This window comes from Catellatospora sp. TT07R-123 (assembly GCF_018327705.1).
Classification (GTDB): domain Bacteria; phylum Actinomycetota; class Actinomycetes; order Mycobacteriales; family Micromonosporaceae; genus Catellatospora.
In genome coordinates this window covers 1,949,022-1,974,182 of sequence record NZ_BNEM01000002.1, presented here as the reverse complement: position 1 = coordinate 1,974,182, position 25,161 = coordinate 1,949,022, and the positions used below count along the sequence as shown (strand labels likewise).

General features: G+C 71.9%; 17 protein-coding genes and 1 pseudogene. 13 read left to right on the top strand and 5 right to left on the bottom strand.

Annotated elements, in window-relative coordinates:
• Positions 1-185: 185 nt before the first annotated feature.
• From steA to Cs7R123_RS28755, 13 genes and pseudogenes are all read left to right on the top strand, one after another.
• Positions 186-1,364 (top strand): putative cytokinetic ring protein SteA, encoded by a 1,179-nt coding sequence (gene steA / locus Cs7R123_RS28815; RefSeq protein WP_212831040.1) that lies wholly within the window; start codon positions 186-188, stop codon positions 1,362-1,364.
• A 24-nt stretch (positions 1,365-1,388) separates the two neighbouring features.
• Positions 1,389-2,318, top strand: coding sequence for a copper transporter (locus Cs7R123_RS28810; RefSeq protein ID WP_212831038.1), 930 nt, complete (start codon positions 1,389-1,391; stop codon positions 2,316-2,318).
• Positions 2,319-2,326: 8 nt separating this feature from the next.
• Positions 2,327-3,154, top strand: a pseudogene (locus tag Cs7R123_RS28805) (hypothetical protein); the annotation flags it as partial.
• 398 nt (positions 3,155-3,552) lie between these two features.
• Positions 3,553-5,184 (top strand): murein biosynthesis integral membrane protein MurJ, encoded by a 1,632-nt coding sequence (gene murJ / locus Cs7R123_RS28800; protein WP_212831037.1) that lies wholly within the window; start codon positions 3,553-3,555, stop codon positions 5,182-5,184.
• 125 nt (positions 5,185-5,309) lie between these two features.
• Positions 5,310-6,395: a glycosyltransferase family 4 protein gene (locus tag Cs7R123_RS28795; protein ID WP_212834601.1), complete on the top strand. Its 1,086-nt coding sequence runs from the start codon at positions 5,310-5,312 to the stop codon at positions 6,393-6,395.
• The gene (locus tag Cs7R123_RS28790; RefSeq protein ID WP_212831034.1) at positions 6,395-8,551 is read left to right on the top strand and encodes a hypothetical protein; all 2,157 of its coding nucleotides are present in this window, start codon (positions 6,395-6,397) and stop codon (positions 8,549-8,551) included. The genes Cs7R123_RS28795 and Cs7R123_RS28790 overlap by 1 nt, the downstream gene beginning before the upstream one ends.
• Before the next feature lie 40 nt (positions 8,552-8,591).
• Entirely contained in the window at positions 8,592-10,295 is a 1,704-nt protein-coding gene (locus tag Cs7R123_RS28785) for a CTP synthase (RefSeq protein WP_212831032.1), read from the top strand.
• 84 nt (positions 10,296-10,379) lie between these two features.
• Positions 10,380-10,967, top strand: coding sequence for an NUDIX domain-containing protein (locus tag Cs7R123_RS28780; RefSeq protein WP_244872206.1), 588 nt, complete (start codon positions 10,380-10,382; stop codon positions 10,965-10,967).
• A gap of 237 nt (positions 10,968-11,204) precedes the next feature.
• Complete coding sequence (gene ald, locus Cs7R123_RS28775) at positions 11,205-12,320, top strand: alanine dehydrogenase (protein ID WP_212831030.1); 1,116 nt, start codon at positions 11,205-11,207, stop codon at positions 12,318-12,320.
• Positions 12,321-12,539: 219 nt separating this feature from the next.
• Positions 12,540-13,469, top strand: coding sequence for a ParA family protein (locus Cs7R123_RS28770; RefSeq protein ID WP_212831028.1), 930 nt, complete (start codon positions 12,540-12,542; stop codon positions 13,467-13,469).
• A gap of 145 nt (positions 13,470-13,614) precedes the next feature.
• Positions 13,615-14,583 (top strand): ScpA family protein, encoded by a 969-nt coding sequence (locus tag Cs7R123_RS28765; RefSeq protein WP_374707095.1) that lies wholly within the window; start codon positions 13,615-13,617, stop codon positions 14,581-14,583.
• Positions 14,584-15,757: 1,174 nt separating this feature from the next.
• The gene (gene scpB, locus Cs7R123_RS40410) at positions 15,758-16,495 is read left to right on the top strand and encodes an SMC-Scp complex subunit ScpB (protein WP_244872475.1); all 738 of its coding nucleotides are present in this window, start codon (positions 15,758-15,760) and stop codon (positions 16,493-16,495) included.
• Entirely contained in the window at positions 16,482-17,291 is an 810-nt protein-coding gene (locus tag Cs7R123_RS28755) for a pseudouridine synthase (RefSeq protein WP_212831017.1), read from the top strand. Before scpB ends, Cs7R123_RS28755 begins: the two co-directional genes overlap by 14 nt.
• On the opposite strand, the gene Cs7R123_RS28750 is transcribed toward Cs7R123_RS28755, so the two are convergent.
• The 5 genes from Cs7R123_RS28750 to Cs7R123_RS28730 form a co-directional block, all read right to left on the bottom strand.
• On the bottom strand, positions 17,232-18,269 hold the full coding sequence (locus Cs7R123_RS28750; RefSeq protein ID WP_212831015.1) for a S8 family serine peptidase: 1,038 nt from the start codon (positions 18,267-18,269) through the stop codon (positions 17,232-17,234). The genes Cs7R123_RS28755 and Cs7R123_RS28750 overlap by 60 nt on opposite strands.
• 71 nt (positions 18,270-18,340) lie before the next feature.
• Positions 18,341-19,564, bottom strand: coding sequence for a hypothetical protein (locus Cs7R123_RS28745; protein WP_212831014.1), 1,224 nt, complete (start codon positions 19,562-19,564; stop codon positions 18,341-18,343).
• The gene (locus Cs7R123_RS28740) at positions 19,561-19,980 is read right to left on the bottom strand and encodes a hypothetical protein (RefSeq protein ID WP_212831013.1); all 420 of its coding nucleotides are present in this window, start codon (positions 19,978-19,980) and stop codon (positions 19,561-19,563) included. Before Cs7R123_RS28740 ends, Cs7R123_RS28745 begins: the two co-directional genes overlap by 4 nt.
• Positions 19,981-20,078: 98 nt before the next feature.
• Complete coding sequence (locus Cs7R123_RS28735; protein WP_212831012.1) at positions 20,079-20,849, bottom strand: hypothetical protein; 771 nt, start codon at positions 20,847-20,849, stop codon at positions 20,079-20,081.
• Complete coding sequence (locus tag Cs7R123_RS28730) at positions 20,846-25,066, bottom strand: hypothetical protein (RefSeq protein WP_212831011.1); 4,221 nt, start codon at positions 25,064-25,066, stop codon at positions 20,846-20,848. Before Cs7R123_RS28730 ends, Cs7R123_RS28735 begins: the two co-directional genes overlap by 4 nt.
• Positions 25,067-25,161: the final 95 nt, after the last annotated feature.

Sequence of the window (25,161 nt, the reverse complement as noted above, 5' to 3'; positions counted from 1 at the left end):
CTAGACACGCGGCGTCCCGGGAGGGGCGGGCCCGGTCCGGCCGGGGTCGGGGCGGCGGCTGAAATCCGACACGCCGAGGTCAGTGCGGTGTCCAGCACATTTCCTGGATCACAATTCGGGCGGTATCGGCCGATCAAGGGGTGTCGTACCCGCGAACCCCGAAGTGACATGCCAGGATGGCAGCGATGCGTCTTCCCACCTTGCGCCGGACCCGGACTGCCGAACCGGGAAACCTGACCGGCACCGCACGGCTAGATCGCCGGACCAAGCGTCTGGTCGGTCGTCTGCGTCCTGGTGAGATCGCCGTGATCGATCACGTCGATCTGGACCGGGTCGCGGCAGACTCCCTGGTCGCTGTGGGGGTCGCCGCGGTCCTCAACGCCAAGCCGTCGATCTCCGGCAGGTACCCGAACCTGGGCCCGCAGGTGCTGGTCGAGGCTGGCATCACGCTGATCGACGACCTCGGCGAGGGGGTGTTCCAGCAGATCCGCGAGGGCGACCAGGTGCGGATCGAGGGCAACACCGTCTATGTCAAGGGCGAGCCGGTGGCGCATGGGACGCGCCAGGACGCCGACACGGTGAGCAAAGCGATGCTCGACGCCCGCGAGGGCCTGTCGGTGCAGCTGGAGGCGTTCGCCGCCAACACCATGGAATACCTCAAGCAGGAGCGCGAGCTGCTGCTCGACGGTGTCGGCGTGCCGGACATCAAGACCCAGATCTCGGGCCGGCACTGCCTGATCGTGGTGCGGGGCTACGACTACAAGGCCGACCTCGACGTGCTGCGGCCGTACATCCGCGAGTTCAAGCCGGTGCTGATCGGCGTGGACGGCGGCGCGGACGCGCTGGTCGAGGCGGGCTACACCCCCGACATGATCATCGGGGACATGGACTCGGTCACCGACGACGTGCTGCGCTGCGGCGCGGAGGTGGTCGTGCACGCGTACCCGGACGGGCGCGCGCCGGGTCTGGACCGGGTGCATTCGCTGGGCGTGTCCGGGATCACCTTCCCGGCTGCGGCGACCAGCGAGGACATCGCGATGCTGCTGGCCGACGAGAAGGGCGCGACCCTGATCGTGGCGGTCGGCACGCACGCCACGCTCGTGGAGTTCCTGGACAAGGGCCGCGGCGGCATGGCGTCGACGTTCCTCACCCGGCTGCGGGTGGGCGGCAAACTGGTCGACGCCAAGGGCGTGAGCCGGCTGTACCGGCAGAGCATCTCCGGATCTTCGCTGTTGCTGCTGGTACTGTCCGCGATCGCCGCGATGGCGGCCGCGGTCGCCGTGTCGACGGTGGGCAAGGCCTACCTGTCGCTGGCCGCCGAGCGCTGGGACGCGCTGATGTTCCAGTTGCAGAAACTGTTCTAGGCTCCCGGGACGATAGGCTTCATCGTGATCAATTTCCGATACCACGTGGTGTCGATGACCGCGGTCTTCCTGGCCCTGGCGATCGGCCTGGTCGTGGGCACGGCCGCGCTCAACGGCCCGGCGGCCGACGCCCTCGAGGACAACGTCAACGCGCTGCGCAAGACCAACTCGCAGCTGCGCGACCAGGTCACCGGCCTGCGCGACCAGGCCAACCGCGAGGAGCAGTTCGTCACCGAAGCGGCTCCGATCATGCTCGCGGGCAAGCTCACCAACCGCCGCGTGGTGCTGGTGACCCTGCCGTCGGCCCGGGACCACGTCCCGGCCGTGGCCACGATGCTCAAGACCGCCGGTTCCAAGATCGTCGGTACGGTGGACCTGCAGGACAAGTTCTTCAACCCGGACAACAGCGCCGAGCTGCTGGACCTGGCCAGCAACGCCGAGCCCGCCACGGTGCCGACCTCGGCGATCCCGACCAACAGCGACGGCGTCGAGACCGCCAGCGCGCTGCTGGCCGCCGTGCTGCTGGACCGCTCGCCGACCGTGCCGAACCCGGACCGGCAGGCGGTGCTGACCGCGTTCAACAAGCTGGGCTACCTGAACTTCGACGCCACCATCTCCGGCCCCGCCGAGGCGGTCGTGATCGTGTCGGGGTCGCCGTACACCGACAGCCAGGCGGCGGGCAAGAACGCCTCGGTGGTCACCACGGCGGTGCAGTTCGACCACGCCGGGATCGCGGTGGTCGCGGGCGTGCTGGGCGGCGAGGGCAACCTGATGCTCGAGGTGCGCGACGACGCCACGCTGGCCAAGACGATCTCCACGGTGGACAACGCCGACACGGCGCAGGGCCAGGTCGCCACGTCCCTGGCGGTGTACGAGCAGATCTCCGACAACAAGGCCGGGCACTACGGCGTCGGCACCAACGCGACCGCCCTGCTGCCCCAAGAGGCGAAGTGAGCTGAACTGTGGGCCTGCTGGCAAGGGCAGCGTTGATCGGCCTGGGCGCCTGGGGCGCCCGGGCCGCGCTGCGTACGGTGAACACCCGGCCGCAGGCCGGGCAGCTTGAGCGCACCAACTTCCGGGGCCGCACGGTGACCCTGGCCGGGGGCCCCGCCCTGGCGGTGTCGGCCAGCCTCACCAGCGCCCTGGGCGCCGGTGACGTGCGTACGGCCACCGCCGCCGCGACGGCGGGCCTGTCCGCGGGCGCGGTGGGCCTCTACGACGACATCGTCGGCGCCCGCCCCGACCAGCGGGGCGACAAGGGCTTCCGCGGCCACCTGCGCGCGCTGCGCGAGGGCCGGGTGACCAGCGGCCTGGTCAAGATCGCCGGAGTGGGCGCCGGGGCGCTCGCCGCCGCCGCGCTGCTGCCGGACCGCCGCGGGCGCGGCCGCGCCGGACGCCTGGTCGAGGTGGTGCTGGGCGCGGGTGTGATCGCGGGCAGCGCCAACCTGATGAACCTGCTCGATCTGCGCCCCGGCCGGGCGCTGAAGGCGGGCGTGCTGCTCGGCGTGCCGTTGACGGCGACCCGAGCCGGCGGGCTGGCCGCCGGGCCGCTCGGCGCGAGCGTCAGCCTGCTCCCCGACGACCTCGGCGAGAACATCATGCTGGGCGACAGCGGGGCCAACTCGCTGGGCGCGCTGCTCGGCGTCGCGGCCACCGCCCGCACCGGGCTGTTCGGCCGCGCGGTGATGCTGACCGGCATCACCGCGCTGACCCTGGCCAGCGAGAAGGTCAGCTTCACCAAGGTCATCGAGCGGACGCCGGTGCTGCGCGACATCGACGCCTTCGGCCGCCTGCCCGCCGACCGCCTGCCCGCGACCGCGGCGGCTGCGGCGACCGCGGCCACCGCCGTGTCGCCCGGCGCTGCCGTGTCGCCCGCCACCGCCGCGTCGCCCGGCGCTGCCGCCGTTTCGCCGCAGAGATCGCCGTCTTCGGTCGTTTCCTCGCCGCAGACAGCAGATTCCGACCGCAAACGCCGATCTTCGGCGGCCCCGGCCGACGCGGACGCCGAGGCCGCTGGCGGCGCCGACGCCGCTCGCGGTGCCGAGGCCGCTCGCGGTGCCGAGGCCGCTGGTGGTGCCGAGGCCGAGGTCGACGTGGAGGCCGAGGACGGGGCCGGGGCCGGGGCTGAGCCGGTGGCGCCGAAGCAGGCCAAGACCACCCGGGCGCGGGCGGCTCGCCGTACCGCTACATGACCGTGGCCGCCGACACCCCCGTCGGCGCCGCCGCACCCGGTGACCGCGCCGCCGCGCGCATCGCGGGCGCGGCGACGCTGATCGCCGTGCTGACCGTCGCGAGCCGGGTCGCCGGGTTCGCCCGCACCTGGGTCTTCGCGCACACGGTCGGCTCCGGCGACCTCGGCGGCATGTACCTGGCCGCGAACACCATCCCCAACATCATCTTCGAGATCGTGGCGGGCGGGGCGCTGGCCGGGCTGGTGGTGCCGCTGCTGGCCGGGCCGCTGGCCGCCGGGGACCGCGACGGCGTACGCCGCACCGTCTCGGCCCTGCTCACCTGGACGCTGACCGCGCTGGTGCCGCTGGCGCTGGTGCTGTGGCTGGCCGCCGGGCCGGTCATCGGCCTGCTCGCCCCGAACGCCGACCCGGGCCTGCACGAGGCCGGGGCCGACATGCTGCGCGCGTTCGCACCGCAGGTGCCGCTGTACGGCATCGGCATCGTGCTCACCGGTGTGCTGCACGCGCACCGCCGGTTCGCCTGGCCGGTGCTGGCGCCGCTGCTGTCCAGCCTGACCGTCATCGGCGTGTACCTGCTGTTCGCCGCCACCGCGGGGGCGACCCCGGCCCTGGCCGACGTCGACGGCCGGGAGCTGGCCATCCTCGCGCTCGGCACCACGGCCGGGGTGGTGGTGCTGTCGCTGTGCCTGCTGATCCCGGTGAGCCGCCTGCGGCTGGGGCTGCGGCCCACCTACCGGGTGGCGCCGGGCGAGCGGCGGCGCATCGGCTCGCTGGCCTTCGCGGGACTGGCGACCGTGGCGGCGCAGCAGGTCGCGCTGCTGGTGACGATCCGGCTCGCGCTGGCCGTCGACGGCGCCACCAACTCGCTGTACAACTTCGCGCAGACCCTGTTCCTGCTGCCGTGGGCGGTGCTGGCCGTGCCCGCCGCCACTGCGGCGTACCCGGCCATCGCCACCGCGCACGCCACCGCCGACACCGCCACGCTGCGGGCCACCACGGCCCGGACCGGCCGGGCGGTGCTGCTGCTCAGCGGGCTGGGCGCGGCGGGGCTGGCGGCGGTGGCCAAGCCCGCCGCCGGGCTGATGCTGGCCGACCCGCAGCAGGTCGGGACCCTGGCGGCCGCGGTGACCGCGTTCGCGCCCGGCCTGCTCGGCTACGGCCTGACCGCCCTGCACCAGCGCACCCTGTACGCGGTCGGCGCCAACCGGCTGGCCGCGCTCGGGGTCGGCGCGGGCTGGGCGGTGACCATCGGCGCCGCGCTGTGGCTGTCGGCGGCGCTGCCCGAGTCGGAACGGGCTGTCGCGCTGGGCGCCGCCAACGCGGTCGGCATGACCGTGATGGGGCTCGCCCTGGCGCTGGCGGTCCGGGCCCGGCTGGGGCGTATGGCCCTGTCCGGCCTGCCCAGGGCCCTGCTGGCCGCTTCGGTGGCCGGATTGGCGGGCGCGGCCGCCGGAGTGGAGGCCGGTCGTGTGGTCTCCGGGCCGACCCCAGGCATCATGGGTTTGATCGGACAGGGCATGCTGTCCGGTGGCGTGTCACTCGCCGTGTTCCTGGGCGTGTGCGCCCTGCTCGACCTGCCGGACCTGCGTCCCCTGATCGAGCGGGTGGCGCGGCGCGGGCGGCGGTGACGGGCCAGGCAACGGGGCGTACGGGCGAACAGGGAGTGCACGAGCAGGTGGAGCGGGCTGAACACGGGCGGGCCCAGGATCGGGGTGTTGTCGTGACGGCTGGGCAGGACTGGGCCGGCAGCGTCATGCTCGTGCTCGCCTCCAGCATCGGAGGCATCGGCCAGCACGTGGCGAGCCTGGCGGCCGGGCTGTCGCAGGCCGGGTGCGCGGTCACCGTCTGCGGTCCCGCCGCGACCGAGGAGCACTTCCGGTTCACGGACCGGGGCGCCCGGTTCCACCCGGTGGAGATCCCGGCGAACCCGCACCCCAGCGACATGCGGGCGGTGCGGCAGGTGCGCGCCCAGCTCGCCGCCGTGCGGCCCGACGTCGTACACGCGCACGGGCTGCGCGCCGGAATGGCGGCCGCCCTGGCCCGCCCGACCTGCCCGCTCGTGGTCACCTGGCACAACGCCCCGCTGCGCGCGGGCCTGCGCGGCCGGGTGCACACCCTGATCGAGCGGATCGTGGCGCGCAGCTCCACGGTGACCCTGGGCGCCTCCGCCGATCTGGTGGCGCGGGCCAGGGCGGTCGGCTCGGCCGACGCGCGCCTGGCGCCGGTGGCCGCGCCCGTGCCGCGCCGCACCCGCCGCAGCACCGCCTCGGTGCGCGCGGGGCTGGGCGTGCCCGACGGCGCGCCGCTGATCCTGTCGGTGGGCCGGCTGCACGAGCAGAAGGCATACGACCTGCTCGTCTCCGTCGCCGCGCGCTGGCGGGAACTGACCCCGACGCCGCGGGTGCTCATCGCGGGGGAGGGCCCGAGCTACCTCGACCTCGCCGCGCAGATCTCGCAGCTGCGCGCCCCGGTCACCCTGCTCGGTCACCGCAACGACGTGGGCGACCTGATCGCCGCCGCCGACCTCGGCGTCGTCACCAGCGTATGGGAGGCACGGCAGCTGTTCGCCCAGGAAGCCCTGTCCGGCGGCCTGCCGCTGGTCGCCACCGCCGTCGGCGGCATCCCCGAGCTGGTCGGCGACGGCGCGGTGCTGATCGAGCCGAACGACCCCGACGGGCTGGACACGGCCGTACGCAAGCTGCTGGCCGATCCGCAGGCGCGGGCCGCGCTGGCCGAACGAGGCCGGGCGCAGGCGGCGACCTGGCCCGACGAGGCGGCCACCATGTCCGAGCTGCGCGACATCTACGCCGAGCTGACCGGCCGGGCGGGACGCGGCTGATGCTCAGGCCGCCACCCCTCCTCCTGGCCGCCGTCGTCTCGCTCCTGGCACTGCTCGGCCTCGGCGTGTCCGGCACGGCCGCCGCCGCCAAGCCGCTGTCCGACGACGACGCCGACTACGTGATCATCGCCGGCGCGGCCGGGCTGCGCTGGGACGACATCGACGCCGAGCGCACCCCGACGCTGTGGATGCTGGCCGAGCGCGGCGCGATCGGGTCCCTGTCGACCCGGTCGGCGCACGTGCCGACCTGTCCCGGCGACGGCTGGCTCACGCTGGGCGCGGGCAACTACGCCGAGCGCACCACGACCGAGGTCGGCGAGGTGTGCCCGAAGCTCGACGTCGCGATCGAGCGCCCGGACGCGATCGGGGCCTACCTGCCCGACCAGCGGGCCGTGGTGGAGCGGCAGCGGGAGCTGCCGTTCGGGACCGTGCCCGGTGCGCTGCCGGAGTCGGTGCGCTGCACCGCGGCCGTCGGCCAGGGCGCGGCGGTGGCCGCGGCGCGCTCGTTCGGCCGTGTCGACCGGTACGCCCCCGAGCTGCCCGCCGACCCGACCTCGACCCTGTCCAAGTGCCTGCTCAGCATCGTCGACCTCGGTTCGGTCGACGGGCTCACCCCGCAGCGGCGGGCCAAGCAGGTGCAGGCCGCCGACGCGGTGCTCGCCAAGATTGTCAAGGGCCGGCCGGAACGCTCCACGCTGCTGGTCGCCGGGGTCTCCGACACCGACCGCACCTCGCGGCTGCACGTCGTCATCGCCGACGGCCGGGGCTGGACCGGCGGCTGGCTGACCTCGGCGTCCACCGGCCGGCCCGGTTACCTGGAGCTGGTCGACCTGGCCCCGACAGCCCTGTCCATGCTGGGCCGGGACGCGCCGAAGAAGATCATGGCCGGGCACGCGGCCGCGCACGCCCAGGGCCGCCCGGACGACCTCGGCGAGGCCACCGCGGCGGGCACCGACGCCGACCGGCAGGCGGCCGCGGCGCGTACCGTGTCGGCCTGGTTCTTCTGGCTGCTGGCGCTGGCGCAGATCGGCCTGTTCGCGGCCGTGGTGCCGCTGCTGCGGCGCAGCTACCGCCACGCCGGGCCCACCGGGCCCACCCCGCCGCCCGAGCGCGTGGTGCGGCTGCTGGAGCTGCTGCTGGTCGGCGCCGCCCTGGCCATGCCCGCCGCATTGATCACCGGCATCGTGCCGTGGTGGCGCTTCGGCCAGCGCGGTCTGATCTTCTTCGCCGTCACCGGGCTGGTGCTCGCCCTGCTGACCGTGCTCACGGTGCGGCTGCCCGTCTCGCGTGCCCGGACCCTCGGCCCGGTCGGGGCGGTCGCCGCGATCGCCGCCGCCGTGGTCGGCCTGGACCTGGTGACCGGCGCGAAACTCCAGCTCAACGGCGTCGCGGGCTACTCGGCGCTGGAGGGCGGCCGCTACGCCGGGATCGGCATGGTCGGCATGGGGGTGTTCTTCGCCGCCGTCCTGCTCAGCGCGGCGTGCCTGGCCCAGCTCGTGCCGCAGCGGCGCCGCCCGCTGCTGGTCGCGGGCGTCGGCGCGGTGCCGATCCTGCTGGTCGGCACCCCGGCGTGGGGCGCCGACGCGGGCGGCGCGATCGCGCTGACCGCGGGCGTGTGCCTGACCGCCGCGCTGTGCCCCGGCGGCTGGCTGAACTTCCGGCGCCTGGCCGTCGCGCTCGGCATCGGCCTGGTGGTGGCCGTGGGCTTCGCCTACGTCGACCTGCACCGCCCGGTGGAGCAGCAGGGCAGCCTCGGCCGGTTCCTGGCCCAGTTCGCCGACGGCACGTCCGGGCTGACCCTCAACCGGCTCGGCAGCGCCAACCGCATCGCGCTGGTCACCAGCCCGCTGACGGTGCTGGCGCTGGTGGCGGCGGTGTTCATGTGGGCGGTGCTGATGCGCCCCTGGGGCGGCCTGAAGCGCCTGTATGGCATCTACCCGCCCGTACGCGCCGCCGTGGTCGGCATCGCCGTGGCGTCGGTGCTGGGCGGCCTGCTGGGCGGCGCCGCGCTGAACGTGGCGGGCACCGCCGCGGCCACCGCGCTGCCCCTGCTGACGCTGGGGGCGATGCGGGTGCTCGGCCACGCGGCCGACCGGACCCGGATCGTGGAGGAGTCAGTGAGCGCCGACACCCCGGTGGGGGTTTCGGGGGCGTAGCCGCCGGATGAACGCACCGCCCGTGTTAGGGTGAAACCCCGTGGTAGCAGCGCGGACGACCAAACATATCTTCGTCACTGGAGGCGTCGCCTCCTCGCTGGGCAAGGGCCTGACGGCCTCCAGCCTCGGCAATCTCCTCACCGCTCGCGGTTTGCGCGTGGTCATGCAGAAGCTCGACCCGTATCTCAACGTGGACCCGGGCACCATGAACCCGTTCCAGCACGGTGAGGTCTTCGTCACCGAGGACGGAGCGGAGACCGACCTCGACGTCGGCCACTACGAGCGTTTCCTGGACCGGGACCTGTCGGCCAAGGCCAACGTGACGACCGGCCAGATCTACTCGGCGGTGATCGCCAAGGAGCGGCGCGGGGAGTACCTCGGCGACACGGTCCAGGTCATCCCGCACATCACCAACGAGATCAAGTCCCGGATCCGGGCCATGGCCGAGCCTGACGGCCATGGCCGCACCCCGGACGTGGTGATCACCGAGGTGGGCGGCACGGTCGGCGACATCGAGTCGCTGCCGTTCCTGGAGGCGATCCGCCAGATCCGCCACGACATCGGCCGGGACAACATCTTCTACCTGCACGTCTCGCTGGTGCCGTACCTGGCGCCGTCGGGCGAGCTGAAGACCAAGCCGACCCAGCACTCGGTGGCGGCGCTGCGCAACATCGGCATCCAGCCCGACGCGCTGGTGTGCCGGTCCGACCGGGACATCCCGGCCAGCGTCAAGAGCAAGCTGGCCCTCTACTGCGACGTCGACGTCGAGGCGGTCGTCGCGGCGCCGGACGCGCCGAGCATCTACGACATCCCGAAGGTGCTGCACCGCGAGGGCCTGGACGCGTACGTGGTGCGCCGGCTGGGCCTGTCGTTCCGCGACGTCGACTGGGCCTCGTGGGACGACCTGCTGGAGCGGGTGCACCACCCGGTGCACGAGGTCACCATCGCGCTGGTCGGCAAGTACATCGACCTGCCGGACGCGTACCTGTCGGTGTCGGAGGCGATCCGGGCGGCCGGGTTCGGCCACCGGGCCAAGGTCAAGCTCCAGTGGGTGCCCAGCGACGACTGCCAGACGCCCGAGGGCGCGGCCAAGGCGCTGGCGCACGTCGACGGCGTGGTGATCCCGGGCGGCTTCGGCGTGCGCGGCATCGAGGGCAAGATCGGCGCCGTCCGGTACGCCCGCGAGAACCGCATCCCGACCCTGGGCCTGTGCCTGGGCCTGCAGTGCATGGCCATCGAGGTGGCCCGGCACGTGGCGGGCATCGCCAACGCCAGCTCGCTGGAGTTCGACGAGCGCACCCCGGACCCGCTGATCTCCACCATGGCCGACCAGCAGGACATCGTTGCGGGCAAGGGCGACCTGGGCGGCACCATGCGCCTGGGCGCATACCCGGCGAAGCTGACCCCGGGCTCGATCGTGGCCGAGGTCTACGGCGGCACCGAGGTCAGCGAGCGGCACCGGCACCGGTACGAGGTCAACAACGCCTACCGGCCCGCGCTGGCCAAGGCGGGCCTGCAGATCTCCGGCACCTCGCCCGACGGGCGCCTGGTGGAGTTCGTGGAGCTGGACCGGGAGCTGCACCCGTACTTCGTGGCCACGCAGGCGCACCCGGAGCTCAAGAGCCGGCCGACGCGCCCGCACCCGCTCTTCAGTGGACTCGTGGGTGCGGCCATCACCTATGCTCAGGCCGACCAGCTGCCGGGCGTCGCCGAGGCGGCCGAGCCGGTGGCGGCACAGCGCTAGGCACCACAACCACACACCACGCGGCGGTCGCGACCAGGCCTTTTCGGCCCGGTCGCGACCGCCTCGTCTTTCGAGGGGGTACGGGTGTACGAGGTCGTCGACAGCATCGTCCGGTTCACCGGACGGGTCTTCGGTGTCCGCACCGACAGCGTGACGATGCCGGACGGGTCGGTGGCGCCGCGCGACGTGGTCAGCCACGTCGGGGCGGTCGTGGTGGCCGCCCTGGACGACCGGGACCACGTCGTGCTGGTCCGCCAGTACCGCCACCCGGTCGGCCGCTACCTGTGGGAGCTGCCGGCGGGGCTGATGGACGTCTCCGGCGAGGACCTGGCCACGGCGGCGCTGCGCGAGCTGGCCGAGGAGGCCGACCTGACGGCCGGGCGCGTCGACCTGCTGGTCGACCTGCACACCTCGCCGGGCTTCTCGAACGAGCTGGTGCGGGTGTTCCTGGCCCGGGACCTGGCCGAGATCCCCGAGGCGGACCGGCACGTGCGCGGCGACGAGGAGGCCGACATGCAGGTGGCCCGGGTGCCGCTGGACGAGGCGCTGGCCATGGTCGCCGACGGCCGGATCAGCAACGCGGCGGCGGTGGCGGGGCTGCTGGCGGCCGCCCGTGCCCGCGACACCGGCTTCCAGGGCCTGCGCCCGGCGGACGCGCCGCTGCCCCGGTGAGCGGCTCCGGGCATACCCGGTAAAAGGCATTTTTCCTTTTCGGCACTATCCTTGAGAACAGCTGCGGGCGGCCATCCTGTCGAGGATGCGCAACACGGTGTCAGGTCGATGGATCATCGCCTGACACTCTGTCAGGGCTTCCGGCCACCGCGCCGAGCCTAGACTGCCGCCGCAGGGGTGGACCGCCGGCAACGGCGCCGACGGCACTCCGGCAGCAGGCAACGAGGAAGGTGCATCGTGAAGGTCGGTATTCCCCGCGAGGTCAAGAACCACGAGTACCGGGTGGCGATCACCCCGGCGGGCGTCCACGAGTTCGTCCGCAACGGGCACGAGGTCGTCGTCGAGACGGGTGCCGGGCTGGGCTCGTCGATCACCGACGCGGAGTACACGGCGGCCGGGGCCCGCATCCTCGACACCGCCGACGAGGTCTGGGCCTCGGCCGAGCTGGTGCTCAAGGTCAAGGAGCCCATCGCCGAGGAGTACCACCGCCTGCGCGAGGGGCAGGTGCTCTTCACCTACCTGCACCTGGCCGCGTCCAAGGAGTGCACCGACGCCCTGGTCACCCAGAAGGTCACCGGCATCGCCTACGAGACCGTCGAGACCGCCGAGGGCGCCCTGCCGCTGCTCGCCCCGATGAGCGAGGTCGCGGGCCGGCTCGCCCCGCAGGTCGGCGCGTACCACCTGATGAGGTTCGCGGGCGGCCGCGGCGTGCTGCCCGGCGGCGTGCCCGGCGTGCGCCCCGCCAAGGCGGTCGTCATCGGCGCGGGCGTGTCCGGCCTCAACGCCGCCACCATCGCCCACGGCCTGGGCTTCGAGGTCACCGTCCTCGACAAGAACATCAAGAAGCTGCGCGAGGTCGACCAGCAGTTCGCCGGCCAGGTCCGCACCGTGATGTCCAACGCCTTCGAGCTGGAGCAGGCGGTGCTGGAGGCCGACCTGGTCGTCGGCGCCGTGCTGGTGCCGGGCGCCAAGGCCCCGACGCTGGTCAGCAACAACCTGGTGTCCCGGATGAAGCCCGGCAGCGTGCTCGTCGACATCTCGATCGACCAGGGCGGCTGCTTCGAGGACTCCCACGCCACCACGCACGCCAACCCGGTGTACAAGGTGCACGAGTCCATCTTCTACTGCGTGGCGAACATGCCCGGCGCGGTCCCGCACACCAGCACCTACGCCCTCACCAACGTCACCCTGCCGTACGCGGTGGAGCTGGCCAACCACGGCTGGCGCGAGGCGCTGCGCCGCGACCCGGCCCTGGCGCTGGGCCTGAACACCTACGCGGGCGAGATCGTCTACGGCCCCGTGGCCGAGGCGCACGGCCTCACCGCCGCCAGCCTCACCGATCTGCTTGCCTGACCTGCGTTTTCCCGGTGCCGGCGACGATCTCCGTCGCCGGCACCGTCATGTCGTGATCCCGGATGGCCGACACGCCGAGCCGTGCGGTACGCCGAAGCCCCCCGGTGACGTACAGTCGGACGACGACGACAACAAACAGCCGGTTGGGAAGCTGATGGCCCGACTCACGACGGCGCCTCAACCGGACGGTCGGAAGTCGTCGGGAAGGGCGTAACGGAGATGGCAGGCAACGGTCGCGCTGAGGCGTGGACCTCGACGCTGCGAGCGGAACAGTCCGCTCTGGACCTCGGTGCTGACCTGGGTCCAGCGGATCCGTCTGCCTACACCGCGCGCAAGGAGATCCCCGAACCGATGCCGACGGACCGCCACGGCCCGTCCCGCATCATCGCGATGGCGAACCAGAAGGGTGGCGTCGGCAAGACCACGACGACCATCAACCTGGGCGCCGCGCTGGCCGAATACGGCCGCAAGGTGCTGCTGGTCGACTTCGACCCCCAGGGCGCGCTGTCGGTCGGCCTCGGCGTCAACCCGCACAACCTCGACCTGTCGGTCTACAACCTGCTCATGCAGGACGACGTCACCGCCGAGGACGTCATCATCAAGACCGACGTTGCCGGGCTGCACCTGCTGCCCGCCAACATCGACCTGTCCGCGGCCGAGATCCAGCTGGTCAACGAGGTCGCCCGCGAGATGGCCCTGGCCCGGGTGCTCAAGTCGGTCCGCAAGGAGTACGACTACATCCTGATCGACTGCCAGCCGTCGCTGGGCCTGCTGGCCATCAACGCGCTGACCGTCGCCCACGGCGTGCTCATCCCGCTGGAGTGCGAGTTCTTCAGCCTCCGGGGCGTGGCCCTGCTGCTGGACACCATCGACAAGGTCCGCGAGCGCCTCAACTTCGACCTCGAACTCGAAGGCATCCTCGCCACCATGTACGACAGCCGCACCACCCACTGCCGCCAGGTGCTCCAGCGGGTCGTCGAGGCGTTCGGCGACAAGGTGTACCAGACCGTGATCACCAAGACGGTCAAGTTCCCCGAGTCGACCGTCGCCGGTGCGCCGATCACGTCCCTGGACCCGGCTTCCTCCGGCGCCCGCAACTACCGCCAGCTCGCCCGCGAGGTCATCGCGGCCGAGGCCGCCCGGCGCTGAACGCCTGATCCCGATCGTCGCCTGGTGCAGCGGCCGTTCGGTGGTATCCGTAGCGCAGCGAAGGATGCCGCCGATTAAGGCCGCGGAAACAGGCGAGCATGTTGTGGCCGACCGGGCTGCGTGGTCCAAGTGAGCTGCTGGGATACTGTCCGACGTGAGTGATCCTGTGGTGACGGCGCCCCCGGCGGCCGAGCAGTCCGCCGAGCCGTCCGGTTCCGGGCGCTTCACCGTACGGCTCACCAACTTCGAAGGCCCGTTCGACCTGCTGCTGCAGCTCATCGGCAAGCACAAGCTCGACGTCACCGAGGTCGCGCTGCACCGGGTCACCGACGACTTCATCGGCCACATCCGCGCCATGGGCAAGGACTGGGACCTCGACGAGGCCAGCGAGTTCCTCGTCATCGCCGCGACCCTGCTCGACCTGAAGGCCGCGCGGCTGCTGCCCACCGCCCAGGTCGAGAACGAGGAAGACCTCGCCCTGCTGGAAGCCCGCGATTTGCTGTTCGCCCGGCTGCTGCAGTACCGGGCGTTCAAGCAGGCCGCCGCGTTCATCGCCGACCTCGAAGCCCACGGCCTACGCCGCTGGCCCCGCGCCGTCGCCCTCGAACCCCAGTACGCCGAGGCCCTGCCCGACCTGGTGCTCGGCATCGGCCCCGACCGGCTGGCGAAGCTCGCGCTCAAAGTGTTCACCCCCAAGGTCGTGCCGACCGTGTCGGTCGCGCACATCCACCAGATCCGCGTCAGCGTCCGCGAACACGCCGAGATGCTGCGTGCCCGCATCTTCGAACTCGGCAAGGCCACGTTCCGCGAGCTCACCGCCGACTGTGAGAACACGCTGGAGATCGTGGCCCGGTTCCTGGCCCTGCTGGAGCTGTACCGGGAAGGCCTGGTCGGCTTCGACCAGGAGACGGCGCTCGGCGAGCTGACCGTCAACTGGATCGGCGGCGAGGCCGCGAGCGGGGAACTGGCGGTCGAGGAGTACGACGGCGACGGCGACGCGCGCCAGGCGTTGGCCGCCGCGGACGCCGAGTCTGACGCCGACGCGGAGGCCGTGGAGCAGGAGACCGAGCCGGAGGAAGAGCCCGGCGAGGGTGGGGGAGACGACGATGAGTGACAACGAGTCCCTACAGCAACAGGCTGCGGCCTGGGTGCCCCCGTGGGCCCGGCCCGCGCCGGAGGGCGCCGAGCCTGGCGCGGAGGAGGCCGGGGACACCGACAGCCGCCCCGCATCCGGTACACCCACCGAGGCTGACGCATCCGGCGCGCCCACCGAGGCTGACGCGGCTGGTGCGCCCACCGCGGCTGGCGTGGCTAGCGCACCCACCGGGGCTGACGCGGCCGCTGCGCACGCCGAGGGCGGCGCGGCTGGTGCGCACGCCGGGGCTGGCGTGGCTGGTGCGCACGTCGAGGGCGGGACGGTTGGTGCGCGCGCCGGGGCTGGTGCGGTCGGAGCGCGTGCCGAGGGCGGCGCGGTTGGCCATGATCGCGGGTTTGGGACGGAATCGGCTGCTGTAGCCGCAGAGGTGACCGCAGGCGGCGATCTTGCCGCGCTGGTGGCGGCGGCGTGGCAGGGGCGTGAGGCGGTCGGGTCGGCGGGGGCGGCCGAAGATCAGCGTTTGGGGTCGGAACCTGCTGCTGGAGTTGAGGATTCGACCGGAAGTCGTGATCTCGGCGGCGAGCGGGCGGATGCGCCGGGGGCCGAGGCTGTCGCGTCGGCCGGGGCGTCGGCCGGGGCGTCGGCGGCTGGGCTGGACGATGATCGCGATTTCGGGTCGGAAGCTGAAGCTGGCTGCGAGGTCGTGACCGGAGACGGTGATCTCGCTGAGGCGCAGACCGACGAAGCGGACATTTTTGTGCCTCGCCAGCGGGTCGACGAGGTCGAGGCGGCCTTCGAGGAGCCGGTTTCGTGGCCGGGTGACGCGGAAGTCCGCGACGCCGAGGTGGTCGATACCGACGGCTCGGGATTCCTGGACGTCGCGCCGGTGGCCGCCGATGATACGGCCGAGCAGGCAGATGACGGCGCAGCCGGTGCCGCCGCCGTCGAGGCGGATGCCCCGCAGTACGGAGACGCGCAGGCGTCCGGAGACGCGGCGCGGTCCGGAGACTTCCAGGAGTCGGGTGTCGCGGCGCGGTCCGGAGATGCGCAGGCGTCGGGTGTCGCGGCGCGGTCCGGAGACTCGCAGGAGTCGGGTGTCGCGGCGCAGTCTGAAGGCGCGCAGGAGTTCGTAGACGCGGCGCAGTCTGAAGAGGCGCAGGCGTCCGGTGACGCGGCGGGGTACGAAGACGCGCTGGGGTTCGGAGCGGGCGGCGCTGCCGTCGGTGCCACCGCGACCGCGGTGTCGGTCGGCGAGGCGGACGGGATCGAGACCGTCGACAGCGCGGCGTTCGACGCGGTCATCTTCGGGACGGAGCAGTCCGGCAGCGCGGCGGCCGCGCCGGAGCCTGCTGCGGCGCAACTGGGGGTCGCACCTCCCGGGCTGTCGCCGCTGGACCTGGTGCCGGCGCTTGAGGCGATCATGCTGGTCGTGGACGAGCCGGTCAGCGAGCTGACGCTGGCACAGGTGCTGGAAATGCCCGCCGAGGAGATCGCGGCGACGCTGATCGAGCTGTCGGCGGCGTACACCCGGCAGAACCGGGGGTTTGATCTGCGCCGCGCCGCCGGTGGCTGGCGGCTCTACACGCGCGCCGACTACGCGCCATATGTCGAGCGGTTCGTGCTCGATGGGCAGCAGCTGCGGCTGACGCAGGCTTCGCTGGAGACCCTCGCGGTCATCGCCTACAAGCAGCCGGTCACCCGTTCGCGGATTTCCGCGATCCGCGGTGTGAACTGCGACGGCGTCGTCCGTACGCTGGTCACCCGCGGAATGATCGAGGAGTGCGGGACCGAGCCCGAGTCCGGCGCGTACCTCTACCGCACCACCATCCTGTTCCTGGAGAAGCTCGGCCTGGACTCGGTCGACCAGCTTCCCCCACTGGCACCGTTCCTGCCGGACAACGTTGAGGAGATCGCCGATGAGCAGCGCTGACACCGAGGGCCTGGATCGCCTGCAGAAGGTGATGGCCGCCGCCGGTGTCGGGTCGCGGCGGGCCAGCGAGGAGCTGATCGCCGCGCGGCGCGTCACCGTCAACGGCAAGGTCGCCAAGCTCGGCGACAAGGCCGACCCGATCAACGACGTCATCCACGTCGACGGGCAGCGTATCGTCACCGACAGCCGCCTGATCTACCTGGCGATGAACAAGCCGCGCGGCGTCGTGTCGACCATGGCCGACGACAAGGGGCGTGAGGCCGTCGCCGACTACCTCGGCAACCTCACCACCCGCGTGTACCACGTGGGCCGCCTCGACGCCGACAGTGAGGGCCTGCTGCTGCTCACCAACGACGGTCAGCTCGCCCACAAGCTCATGCACCCGTCGTACGAGGTGCCGAAGACGTACCTGGTCGAGCTCGTCGGGCCGCTGCCCCGGGCCGTCGGCCGTGACCTGCTCGCCGGGGTCGAACTGTCCGACGGGCCCGCGCGGCTCGACGGGTACAAACTGGTTCAGGCGATCGACAAGCTGGCGCTGGTCGAGGTGACCCTGCACGAGGGGCGCAACCGGATCGTGCGGCGGATGTTCGACGAGGTCGGATTCCCGGTGGAGCGGCTGGTGCGTACGGCGATCGGGCCGATCAAGCTCGGTGACCTGCGGGCGGGCCGCCACCGCCGCCTCAACGCGGGGGAGGTGGCGGCCCTGTTCAAGATGGTCGACCGCAAGCGTGGGGCGTCATCTGCCCCGGCGGCCGGCGAGGATGACGGCGCCGACGACGAGGGCTACGAGGACTAGTAGGCCAGCCAGTCCTGCGAGCAGGATGCCGAGGTTCAGCGGATCGTCCGCTGGGGCCTCGGCATTCGTGCTTGGTGGGGCGGATGGCGGGGTGCTGGGGGCTGCGACCGGGGTCAGCGGAGGGACGTTGGCGGTTAGCGCGGCTACGAGGTTGAGCACGCCGTAGCCGTACTGGTCGTCGCGTCCCTTGGGGCCCTTGTCGGTGGCGGTCGCGGTGAGGCGGTGGATGACCTCGGCCGCGGGCATGTCGGGGTACTTGGACCGAATCAACGCCACAGCCCCGGCTACGATCGCCGCCGCGTCAGAGGTGCCAGAGCCCAATGACCAGTCGTTGTTGGTCGACGTCGAGGAGATTCCTTCGCTGGGCGCAGAGATGACGACCTCTGGTCCGGCAACAGACACGGCCGAATGGTTGCCATGTCGGTCAACGCCAGCGACTGCGACTACCCCTGGCTGCGAGGCCGGGTAGTCGACTGTCGTGCTGTCAGGTCTGTTGCCCGCGGCGGCGACCACCACGATGTCGGCCTTCATCGCCGCTATCAGGGCATTATGGACGGTGAGGTCATACTTTCCGCCCAGCGATATGGAAATGACGTCGGCTCGCTGTTCGATGGCCCATCTGATTCCCGCTTCAAGCGACCCTCTACCGGTCAGGACCCCACCGGCGGTCTCCTGCACCCGAACGGTCAAGATCTTTGCGGCGGGAGCGACGCCATGGACCTTCCCGTTGGCGGCGATGATCCCCGCCATCGCCGTGCCGTGGCCGATCACGTCAGTGCGGCCGTCCGGACTGCCGGTGCCGGTGATATCAACCCCGGAAAGTACTGCGGAATCGAGATCTGGATGATGAGCGACGCCGGTATCGAGGACCGCGACTACAGTTCCGGCGCCGCTCGAGGCGCGGTGAGCTTCGGTGGTCCGAAGGAACTGGTGGAACCACTGGCCGTCGGACAACTTGTCGATCGCCCCGGCGGCCATGCCGGCTCCTGTGTTCGCTCCTGCGAGTCCGATCGCCACTGCCAAGATCAAAACCCGCCGGTATCGTCCTTTCACCGGTCTTCTACTCCTCGTCGGATCGTCACTGTCGGCGCAGGTCCGTCGTCGCCCTCAAGGCGCCACGGCATCGCAAGCTCGGTATACCACTCTTGGAATGCTGCTGAGGTGTCGTCCTGCTCGACTCCATGCTGCTGCAACTTTGCTTCAGGCATGATTACAGGAGGAACGCCCTGGCGTACCGGCCAAGTCGTCTCACCCTGCCTGCGGTAGCCGCCTTGACCGCCGCTGCCCCGACCTGGTGCGGGTGCGCCACCAACCGGCATGGGCATCATTCCGCTGCTGCCGTTAGGTCCTAGCCGACCACCGGCGTTCGTTCCATAGCCTGTTGCGGCTGTGGATGCCGTGGGCATCGGCACGACATATCCGCCGCGACCGACGCCAGGACCGGGAAGAATGTAGGCACCCCCGCCTGGCACATATGGATTGCCGGGCGCGATGGGCAGCATGGACACAGGTTGTCCCGGCACCGCAGGAACCCCTGCCGGAAGACCTTGAAGATCTGGCCCAGAACCTTGTAGCGGTGGGAATCCAGGCACAGGAGGGATCGGACGGGCTGGTCTGAAGTTCGGTCCGCCAGTTCCAGGGCCGAACCCTGTTCCAGCCTCCGGACCTCCCTCGCCACTCTTGATGGTCGTCCTCTTGTCGCGAACGGGACTCTGGACTATCTGCGGGACGATGAGCCGAGAGCGGTAGGAATTAACGTCAGCGTCGCTCTTTCCCATGATGGAACGGGCTTCCCTGTTCAGCCGGTCTGCTACGTGCGACCACCATGGGCCGGGTCTGGCGACATGGCTCGTGTGATTGAACCATTCCTCCGCCAGCGGCTGCATCTCCCGCTTCGCGGTTGAAAGGCTGACCATGATGCCGTTTAGTCCGTGGGATGACGTCGCGGCGGCCAATGAATCTGACTTAAGTGCGCTTATGTGCTGGTCAAGTGCCTTGAGCAGGGTGACGGCGGCTGGCGTGCTTTCGGGCGGCCATGCCTGCCAAAGCTGTTCACGCTGACGCTCAAGCGCTGCCACATGGCTGTCGATCAGTTCGCTCAACTGCTTGAAGCCCTGGATCTGCTCCCAACCCAGGGCGTCGTCCTCGTGACGGACCATGTCCCACATACGGGGCACGTCGTACGCGTTCCAGTCGACGTCGCGGTATTCCCAAGTCGGCTGTGGTGGGAGTCCGTCGGGCAGCTTGTACAGGATCTTCTTTTCCTGGATCATGCCGTCTCGCCTCGGGCATGCAGGTTCTGCTCTGGCAGCCGGTCGGGAGCGACCAGCGCTGCGGCCTGGGCGAGCAGCGCGTCGACAGTCTCCATCTTCGCCTTGGCGAGATGGTCGGCGTCCGCGTAGTTAGTGAGGATGTTGTCTATCGCCAATGACAGGGCGGCGGCCGCGCGGACGTGTTCGGGGCCGTTGTAGAAGTGCGTCGTCAGCGCCGTCACCAGAGCGTGGCGGGCGGCGTAGCCGGGTCCGCTCGGCGAGTGCAGCGCGAATCTCGCGCCGTGCTGCATCAACTGGTCACATCGGACGAGTCCGGGTTCGAGTTCCTTGCTGGTCTGGCGTTGGACCGCGGTCGCGATCTCTTTCAACCCGATCAGGTCGACTCTGACCTTTTGCGGTGCATGCTCGTCAGACATCGTTGCCTCCCCCAGCAGATGTGCTGCGCAACCTCGGTTGGTCCCCGGCCTGCGGGCAGGGTAACGGATCGGACACACTCAGTACAGTCACGCCCTGCTCACCGCGTCTCGTACGCGTCCACACTGGACCCAATCTCGATGATCGCCCGCTTCCCCTGCTCCACCAACGGTGTCACCGCCCGGCTCAGCACCGCCGCGTCCCGAGCCGAGAACATCGCCACCCCCAGGCACCACCAGTCCGTCCCCGGCGTACGCGTCAGATCCACCACGACGCCCTCCCCGCCCACCGCCGTCAGCACGTCCCCGAACGTCACGTCCTGCGGCACGCCGAGCTCCCCGTACGGCAGCATCCCCATCCGTTCGCGCAGCGTCTCCAGCGCCGCCGGCGTCATCGCGTGCCGGAACCGCAGGAACCACCGCCGCGGCTGTGGCTCGGTGGCGGGATCGGCGATCGGCACGTCAGGCCGTACGCCGATGTCGGCCATGGCCAGCCCGTAGTGCTCGCACACCACCAGCACGGCCTGGATCAGCTCGTGCATGGTCTGCCGGACGGTCTCGTCGTCGACCAGCGGCGGTTCGGCGGCGCTGACCCGCAGCCGGTCGGCGCGCAGCTCGACGACCCAGTGCCCGTCGGCGGTGCCGCGGACGAGTTCGAGCCGTCCCCGGCAGTCGGCGACGGGCAGGTCGCGCGCGGCGACGACGTCGGCGGTGCCGTCCTGCGGGTCGGCGAGCGGGCGCAGGGACAGCGGCCGGCACAGCTCGGCCAGGGTGGCGGCGGTCAGGGTGCCGCGGAGGTGGACGGTGACCGCGCGCAGGCGGGCCAGCATCTCGGCGGGACCGCAGGGCGGGAAGGAGGTCTGGATGGTCACTGGTGGCTCCGGTCGGGGTCGGCGCGCAGATGGTCGGCGATGGCGGCCAGGGTGTCGGTGGTCGGGGTCTCGCGTACGGTCAGCGCCCGCCGCAGCGCGGCGGCCGCCTGGGGCGACTGGCACAGCCGCAGCAGCAGTTCGGGTTGGTCGGTCAGCGCCGCCCGCAGGGTCGGCGAGTCGAGCAGGACGTCTACGACGTCGTCGTTGCCGCGTACGGCCCGGACGAGGTCGTCGGGATCGACCGCGCCGGTGTCGAGGCGGTCTATCGCGGTGGCGAACTCGGGCAGGGTGAGGGCGGCGGCGCGGCGCCGGGCACGTTCGGCATCCCCCGGTTCGGGGTCGAGGTCGAGCACCCAGTCGGTGCCGCGGAAGTGCGACGACAGTTCGGGTGACTTGTCAGGCGGCCCGGCCGAGTGGAAGACGGCGGGGGCGACCTCGCGGCCGAGCTCGCGTTCCCAGGTCCTGGCCCAGCGGTAGAGCTCGGGGAACGCCAGCTCGATGCTGGACTTGTTCAGGAAGTTGTACGTGTTGTTGGTCAGCGGTGAGTCGGGGAAGAACAGGCGGCGGATCTGGTCGGTGCGGGCGGCCATGGCGTCGCTGGACAGCTGGACGTCGTAGTCGCTGGGGTCGCGGTCGATGCCGAGTCGGTACATGGAGTCGAACGGGCGTCGCTGCGGACGCCTGCGGTCGGCGAACCAGGTACGCAGTGTGCCCGCGAGATGCCGGTATGTGGGGTCGCTCTCGTGCGGCATCTTCTTGTGCCCGCCGGAGAAGAACTCCGACGACGAGCCTTTCAGCCGGGCGTCGACCTGGTCGGCGGTGACGCCACGAGCGGCGAGGGCGTCGGCCAGCGTGGCGGCGAACAGGCGGAACTGCTGCTCGGTCATGCCCAGCGGCGCGATCCGTGCCGCCCAGCGGACCACCGCGTCGGGGACGACGCGCAGATGGTCGGCCTCGTCCGGGTGTACGCGGTAACCGCTTCCGTCGCCCGGCAGCAGGTGTGCGGCCTGGTCCCAGGTGCGGGTCAGCTCCGGTCCGGGTTGCCCCGCGTCCGGAAGAACCAGCGGATCGTGTCCTCGTCCGGCAGGTTCTCCCCGCCCGTGAAGCCCGGGGTCGCCGTCTCCGCCTGGGCCCGGTCGATCGGCCGGCGTCGGTTCCGGTACACCGGGTCGCTCATGATCCGGCCCGCTCCCGTCGGGTCGTAGTCCCAGCAGCGGTTGCGGTGGCTCCACATCATGGCGTGGTAGCGCCAGTCCGGCTCCGGATCCGTCGTGTCCACCACGATCCCCACCGGCGGCTCGCCCGTCAGCCAGCCCTGATCGCTGCGATAGAGCGCGTAGTAGTACAGCTCGCGCGGGGTGTCCATCGGTTCCCTTCGTCAGATCGGCGGTGGTGAGTCCGAACTCGGCGACGACGTCGGCGAGGTCGCGGCCGTGGTAATCCAACCACGCCTGGTAGTCGTCCCAGTGTGCTCGGTTTGCGGCGATCCAGTCGGCCAGGCTGGTCCCGTGCGGCGGCGGCCAGCCCGCGGGTACGCGCGGCAGCACGGCGTCCAGGCCCAGTTCCCGGCTGACGGCAGTGATCTGCAGCAGCGCGTGTACGCGCCGGGCCGGGCGCTCGTCACGGCGGGCCGCCAGCTCGTGCAGTCCCTCGGTGCGGCGGTCGGCTTCCAGCGCGGCCGTGGTGGCGAACCGGACCTGGAACGACTGCCCCTGCGGGGTGCGCAACGTCGCCTCGACCCCCGGGCGCGGGTTGCCGTCGGCCCACAGGTTCCGGATCGGACCGATCTGCCGGTAGCCGCGTTCGAGCATCCCGGACAGCGCCGACTCGACGTCGGCGGCGTAGCCGTCGCCGCCGGGCAGCTCGACGGTGAAGCGCAGCACGCGGTCGCCGTGGTCGGCGACGAAGGTGCGCAGGTCCTGGTGGAATCGGTCGTTCGCGTCGAGGAACGTGTCGGCCAGCGTCTGGTACGACATGACGTTCGGTTCCCCGGGAGTCGCCAGCCCCAGCCCGCGCAGGTCCGCCTCGACCACGGGGGCCGCGGCCTCGGCGCCCCGGATCAGGTTGCGCAGCGCCTCCTGGACGCGCCGTCCCAGCGGCACCCGCTGCGACGGCGGTGGCGGCAGCAGCATGGGTTCGTGGCCGGTGCCGTAGAGCTGGGCGGGCAGCAGGCTGCTCTGCCGGGCGGCCCGGAACAGGGCCAGCTCGCCCCAGGTGCGCGGCGGGACCCCGCGCGGATGGACGATCTCGCCGACGCTGCCGCCGACGACCAGGCTGCCGTCGGGGCGCCGCCGGATGTCGACGTCCGGGGCCGCCTCGGCGAGCTGCTTGGCCGTGAACTCATGCGGCCAGTCCGCCAGCGCCTCCGCCGGGCGGTGCACGGTGACGGGCACCGCCTCCAGCCCGGCGCGGCGGGCCGCGCGCAGCCGTTCGTTGTCCAGCGCGGCGAGGCTGCCGTCGCCCCACCGTACGGCGTGGATGGGCAGGCCGCTCCAGCGGTCGAGGGCGTACTGCGTCTCCAGGGCGACCGAGGTCTGCTGGCCGACCTTCACGGCCGCGGCGCGCTGGGTGTAGCGGAGCTCGGTCGGCGCCACCAGCACCGTCTGCGGCAGCGCGGCCTCGATCCGGGCTCGCTCGCGACCGCGGACGTCTGCGGGGTCGAGGTTCAGGTCGCGTACGGTCGCGGCGCCGAGCACGTCCGCCCCGGCGTCGCCCGCGTCGCCGAACATCACCTCGGCGAGCACCGGTCTGCCGGATGGCGCCCCTGCGCCCGGTCCCGCCGGCTGCTCGTGGCCGCCCGCCTGCGGCGCTCCGGTCCCGCCGCCGGGTAGTCCGAGATCGGCGGCTCCGGCGGAGTCCGGCGCCGGGACACCGTGCTGCGCGGCGGTGTCTGCCTGCGACTGCACCGCCTCGACGGCATGTGCCCGCGGCTGCGCGGCGGCGATGGAACCCGGCGCAGCCTGGGCGGTCGGCGGCCCGTCGTGCGACGCGGCGGGTACACCGTCGGCCGCGCCGATGGCGTCCTGGCCGGTCTTGTGTGCGCCGACTGGTTCGGGTTCGGCCCCCGGCGTCGGAACCGGCTCGGCGTGGGTGCCGAGCGAGGCGTCGGCGGGCGGGGCGGCGGCTGCCGTGGTGTCGGGTAGCGAGATGGCGGCGGCCGCCGCGATGGTGCCGGACAGGGTGGCGGCGTGCAGGCCGGGCAGGTGGGTGGTGGCCAGCTGGTGGGTGGCCAGGTGGTGGGTGTTGCCGGTGATCGCGCCGGAGGTGGCCGAGGTGGCGGCCATGCCGAGGGACTGGAGGCTGACGCCCTGGCCGCTGACCAGGCCGATGGCGCCCTCGGCGAGGATCTCCCCGCCCGCGCCGCGCAGCGAGTGCTCGGCGTAGCTGCCGAGCAGCCCGCCCGCGTGGCGGCGGCCGAGCGAGGCCAGCCCGCCGGCGCCGCCGCCGAGCGCGCCGTATCCGGCGGAGGCGGCCAGGTCGACGCCGTCCAGACCGCTGCGGTTGCCGGACTGGATCTGGTAGAGCTGGGTGCCGAGCGACGTGACGGTCTCCTCGACCGCCTCTTCGACAGCCTCCTCGCCCATCTCCAGGACCAGCCGGGAGCGGACGCGCCTGCTGATGCGGTCGCGGATGGCGTGTTTGAGCCGGTTGGTCAGGCCCTTGCGGGCGCCGCGCTCGATGAGGCGCCTGGCCGCGGCCTTGAGCGCCTGCTGGATGGCGAAGCGGGTGCCCAGCATGGCGGGGGCGGCTCCGGCCATGGAGGCGCCGAGGGTCACCGCGGCGGTGGCGGCCAGCGTGATCAGCTCGATGAGCAGCAGCCCGAGCTCGACATAGAACTCGATCTTCACGCTCTCGACGTCGTTGGCGCCCGCGTCGATCAGCTCGCCGAACTCGCCCAGCAGGTCGGTGACGGCGCCGAGCGCGGCCTGGTCGTCGCCTCGGCCGAGCTGCCGCCACAGGTGGCTGATCGCGGCGGCGACCTCGCCGTCGGGGCCGCCGTTGGCCGCGATCGCGGCCAGTGCCGCGTCGTCGGCGTCGTCGAGCAGCGGGCTCATGGCCTGCCCGGCGGCGCGCCACTCGTCGGCGAGCTCGCGCATGGCGGCCTCGTCGCCTTCGGGCCAGTCGACGCCGACGACCCACTCCAGGGCGGTCCGCGTCCAGTCAGGCGCATCGAAGAACGTCAGTGGATGCGGAATCGGAGATGCTAACGCAGGCATCGATGTAAGTCCCTCCCCAGGTACCCCTGGCGTGACCGTAGCCGACGCCGGTGCGGCGCGTCACGAACTGGTTCGCGCCTGTGGATAACTTCGGC

Coding starts and splice junctions, on each gene's coding strand:
- steA (WP_212831040.1), top strand. CDS start 186: ATGCGTCTTCCCACCTTGCGCCGGACCCGGACTGCCGAACCGGGAAAC.
- murJ (WP_212831037.1), top strand. CDS start 3,553: ATGACCGTGGCCGCCGACACCCCCGTCGGCGCCGCCGCACCCGGTGAC.
- Cs7R123_RS28795 (WP_212834601.1), top strand. CDS start 5,310: ATGCTCGTGCTCGCCTCCAGCATCGGAGGCATCGGCCAGCACGTGGCG.
- Cs7R123_RS28790 (WP_212831034.1), top strand. CDS start 6,395: ATGCTCAGGCCGCCACCCCTCCTCCTGGCCGCCGTCGTCTCGCTCCTG.
- Cs7R123_RS28770 (WP_212831028.1), top strand. CDS start 12,540: ATGGCAGGCAACGGTCGCGCTGAGGCGTGGACCTCGACGCTGCGAGCG.
- Cs7R123_RS28755 (WP_212831017.1), top strand. CDS start 16,482: ATGAGCAGCGCTGACACCGAGGGCCTGGATCGCCTGCAGAAGGTGATG.
- Cs7R123_RS28750 (WP_212831015.1), bottom strand. CDS start 18,269: ATGGCCGCCGGGGCGATCGACAAGTTGTCCGACGGCCAGTGGTTCCAC.
- Cs7R123_RS28745 (WP_212831014.1), bottom strand. CDS start 19,564: ATGATCCAGGAAAAGAAGATCCTGTACAAGCTGCCCGACGGACTCCCA.
- Cs7R123_RS28740 (WP_212831013.1), bottom strand. CDS start 19,980: ATGTCTGACGAGCATGCACCGCAAAAGGTCAGAGTCGACCTGATCGGG.
- Cs7R123_RS28730 (WP_212831011.1), bottom strand. CDS start 25,066: ATGCCTGCGTTAGCATCTCCGATTCCGCATCCACTGACGTTCTTCGAT.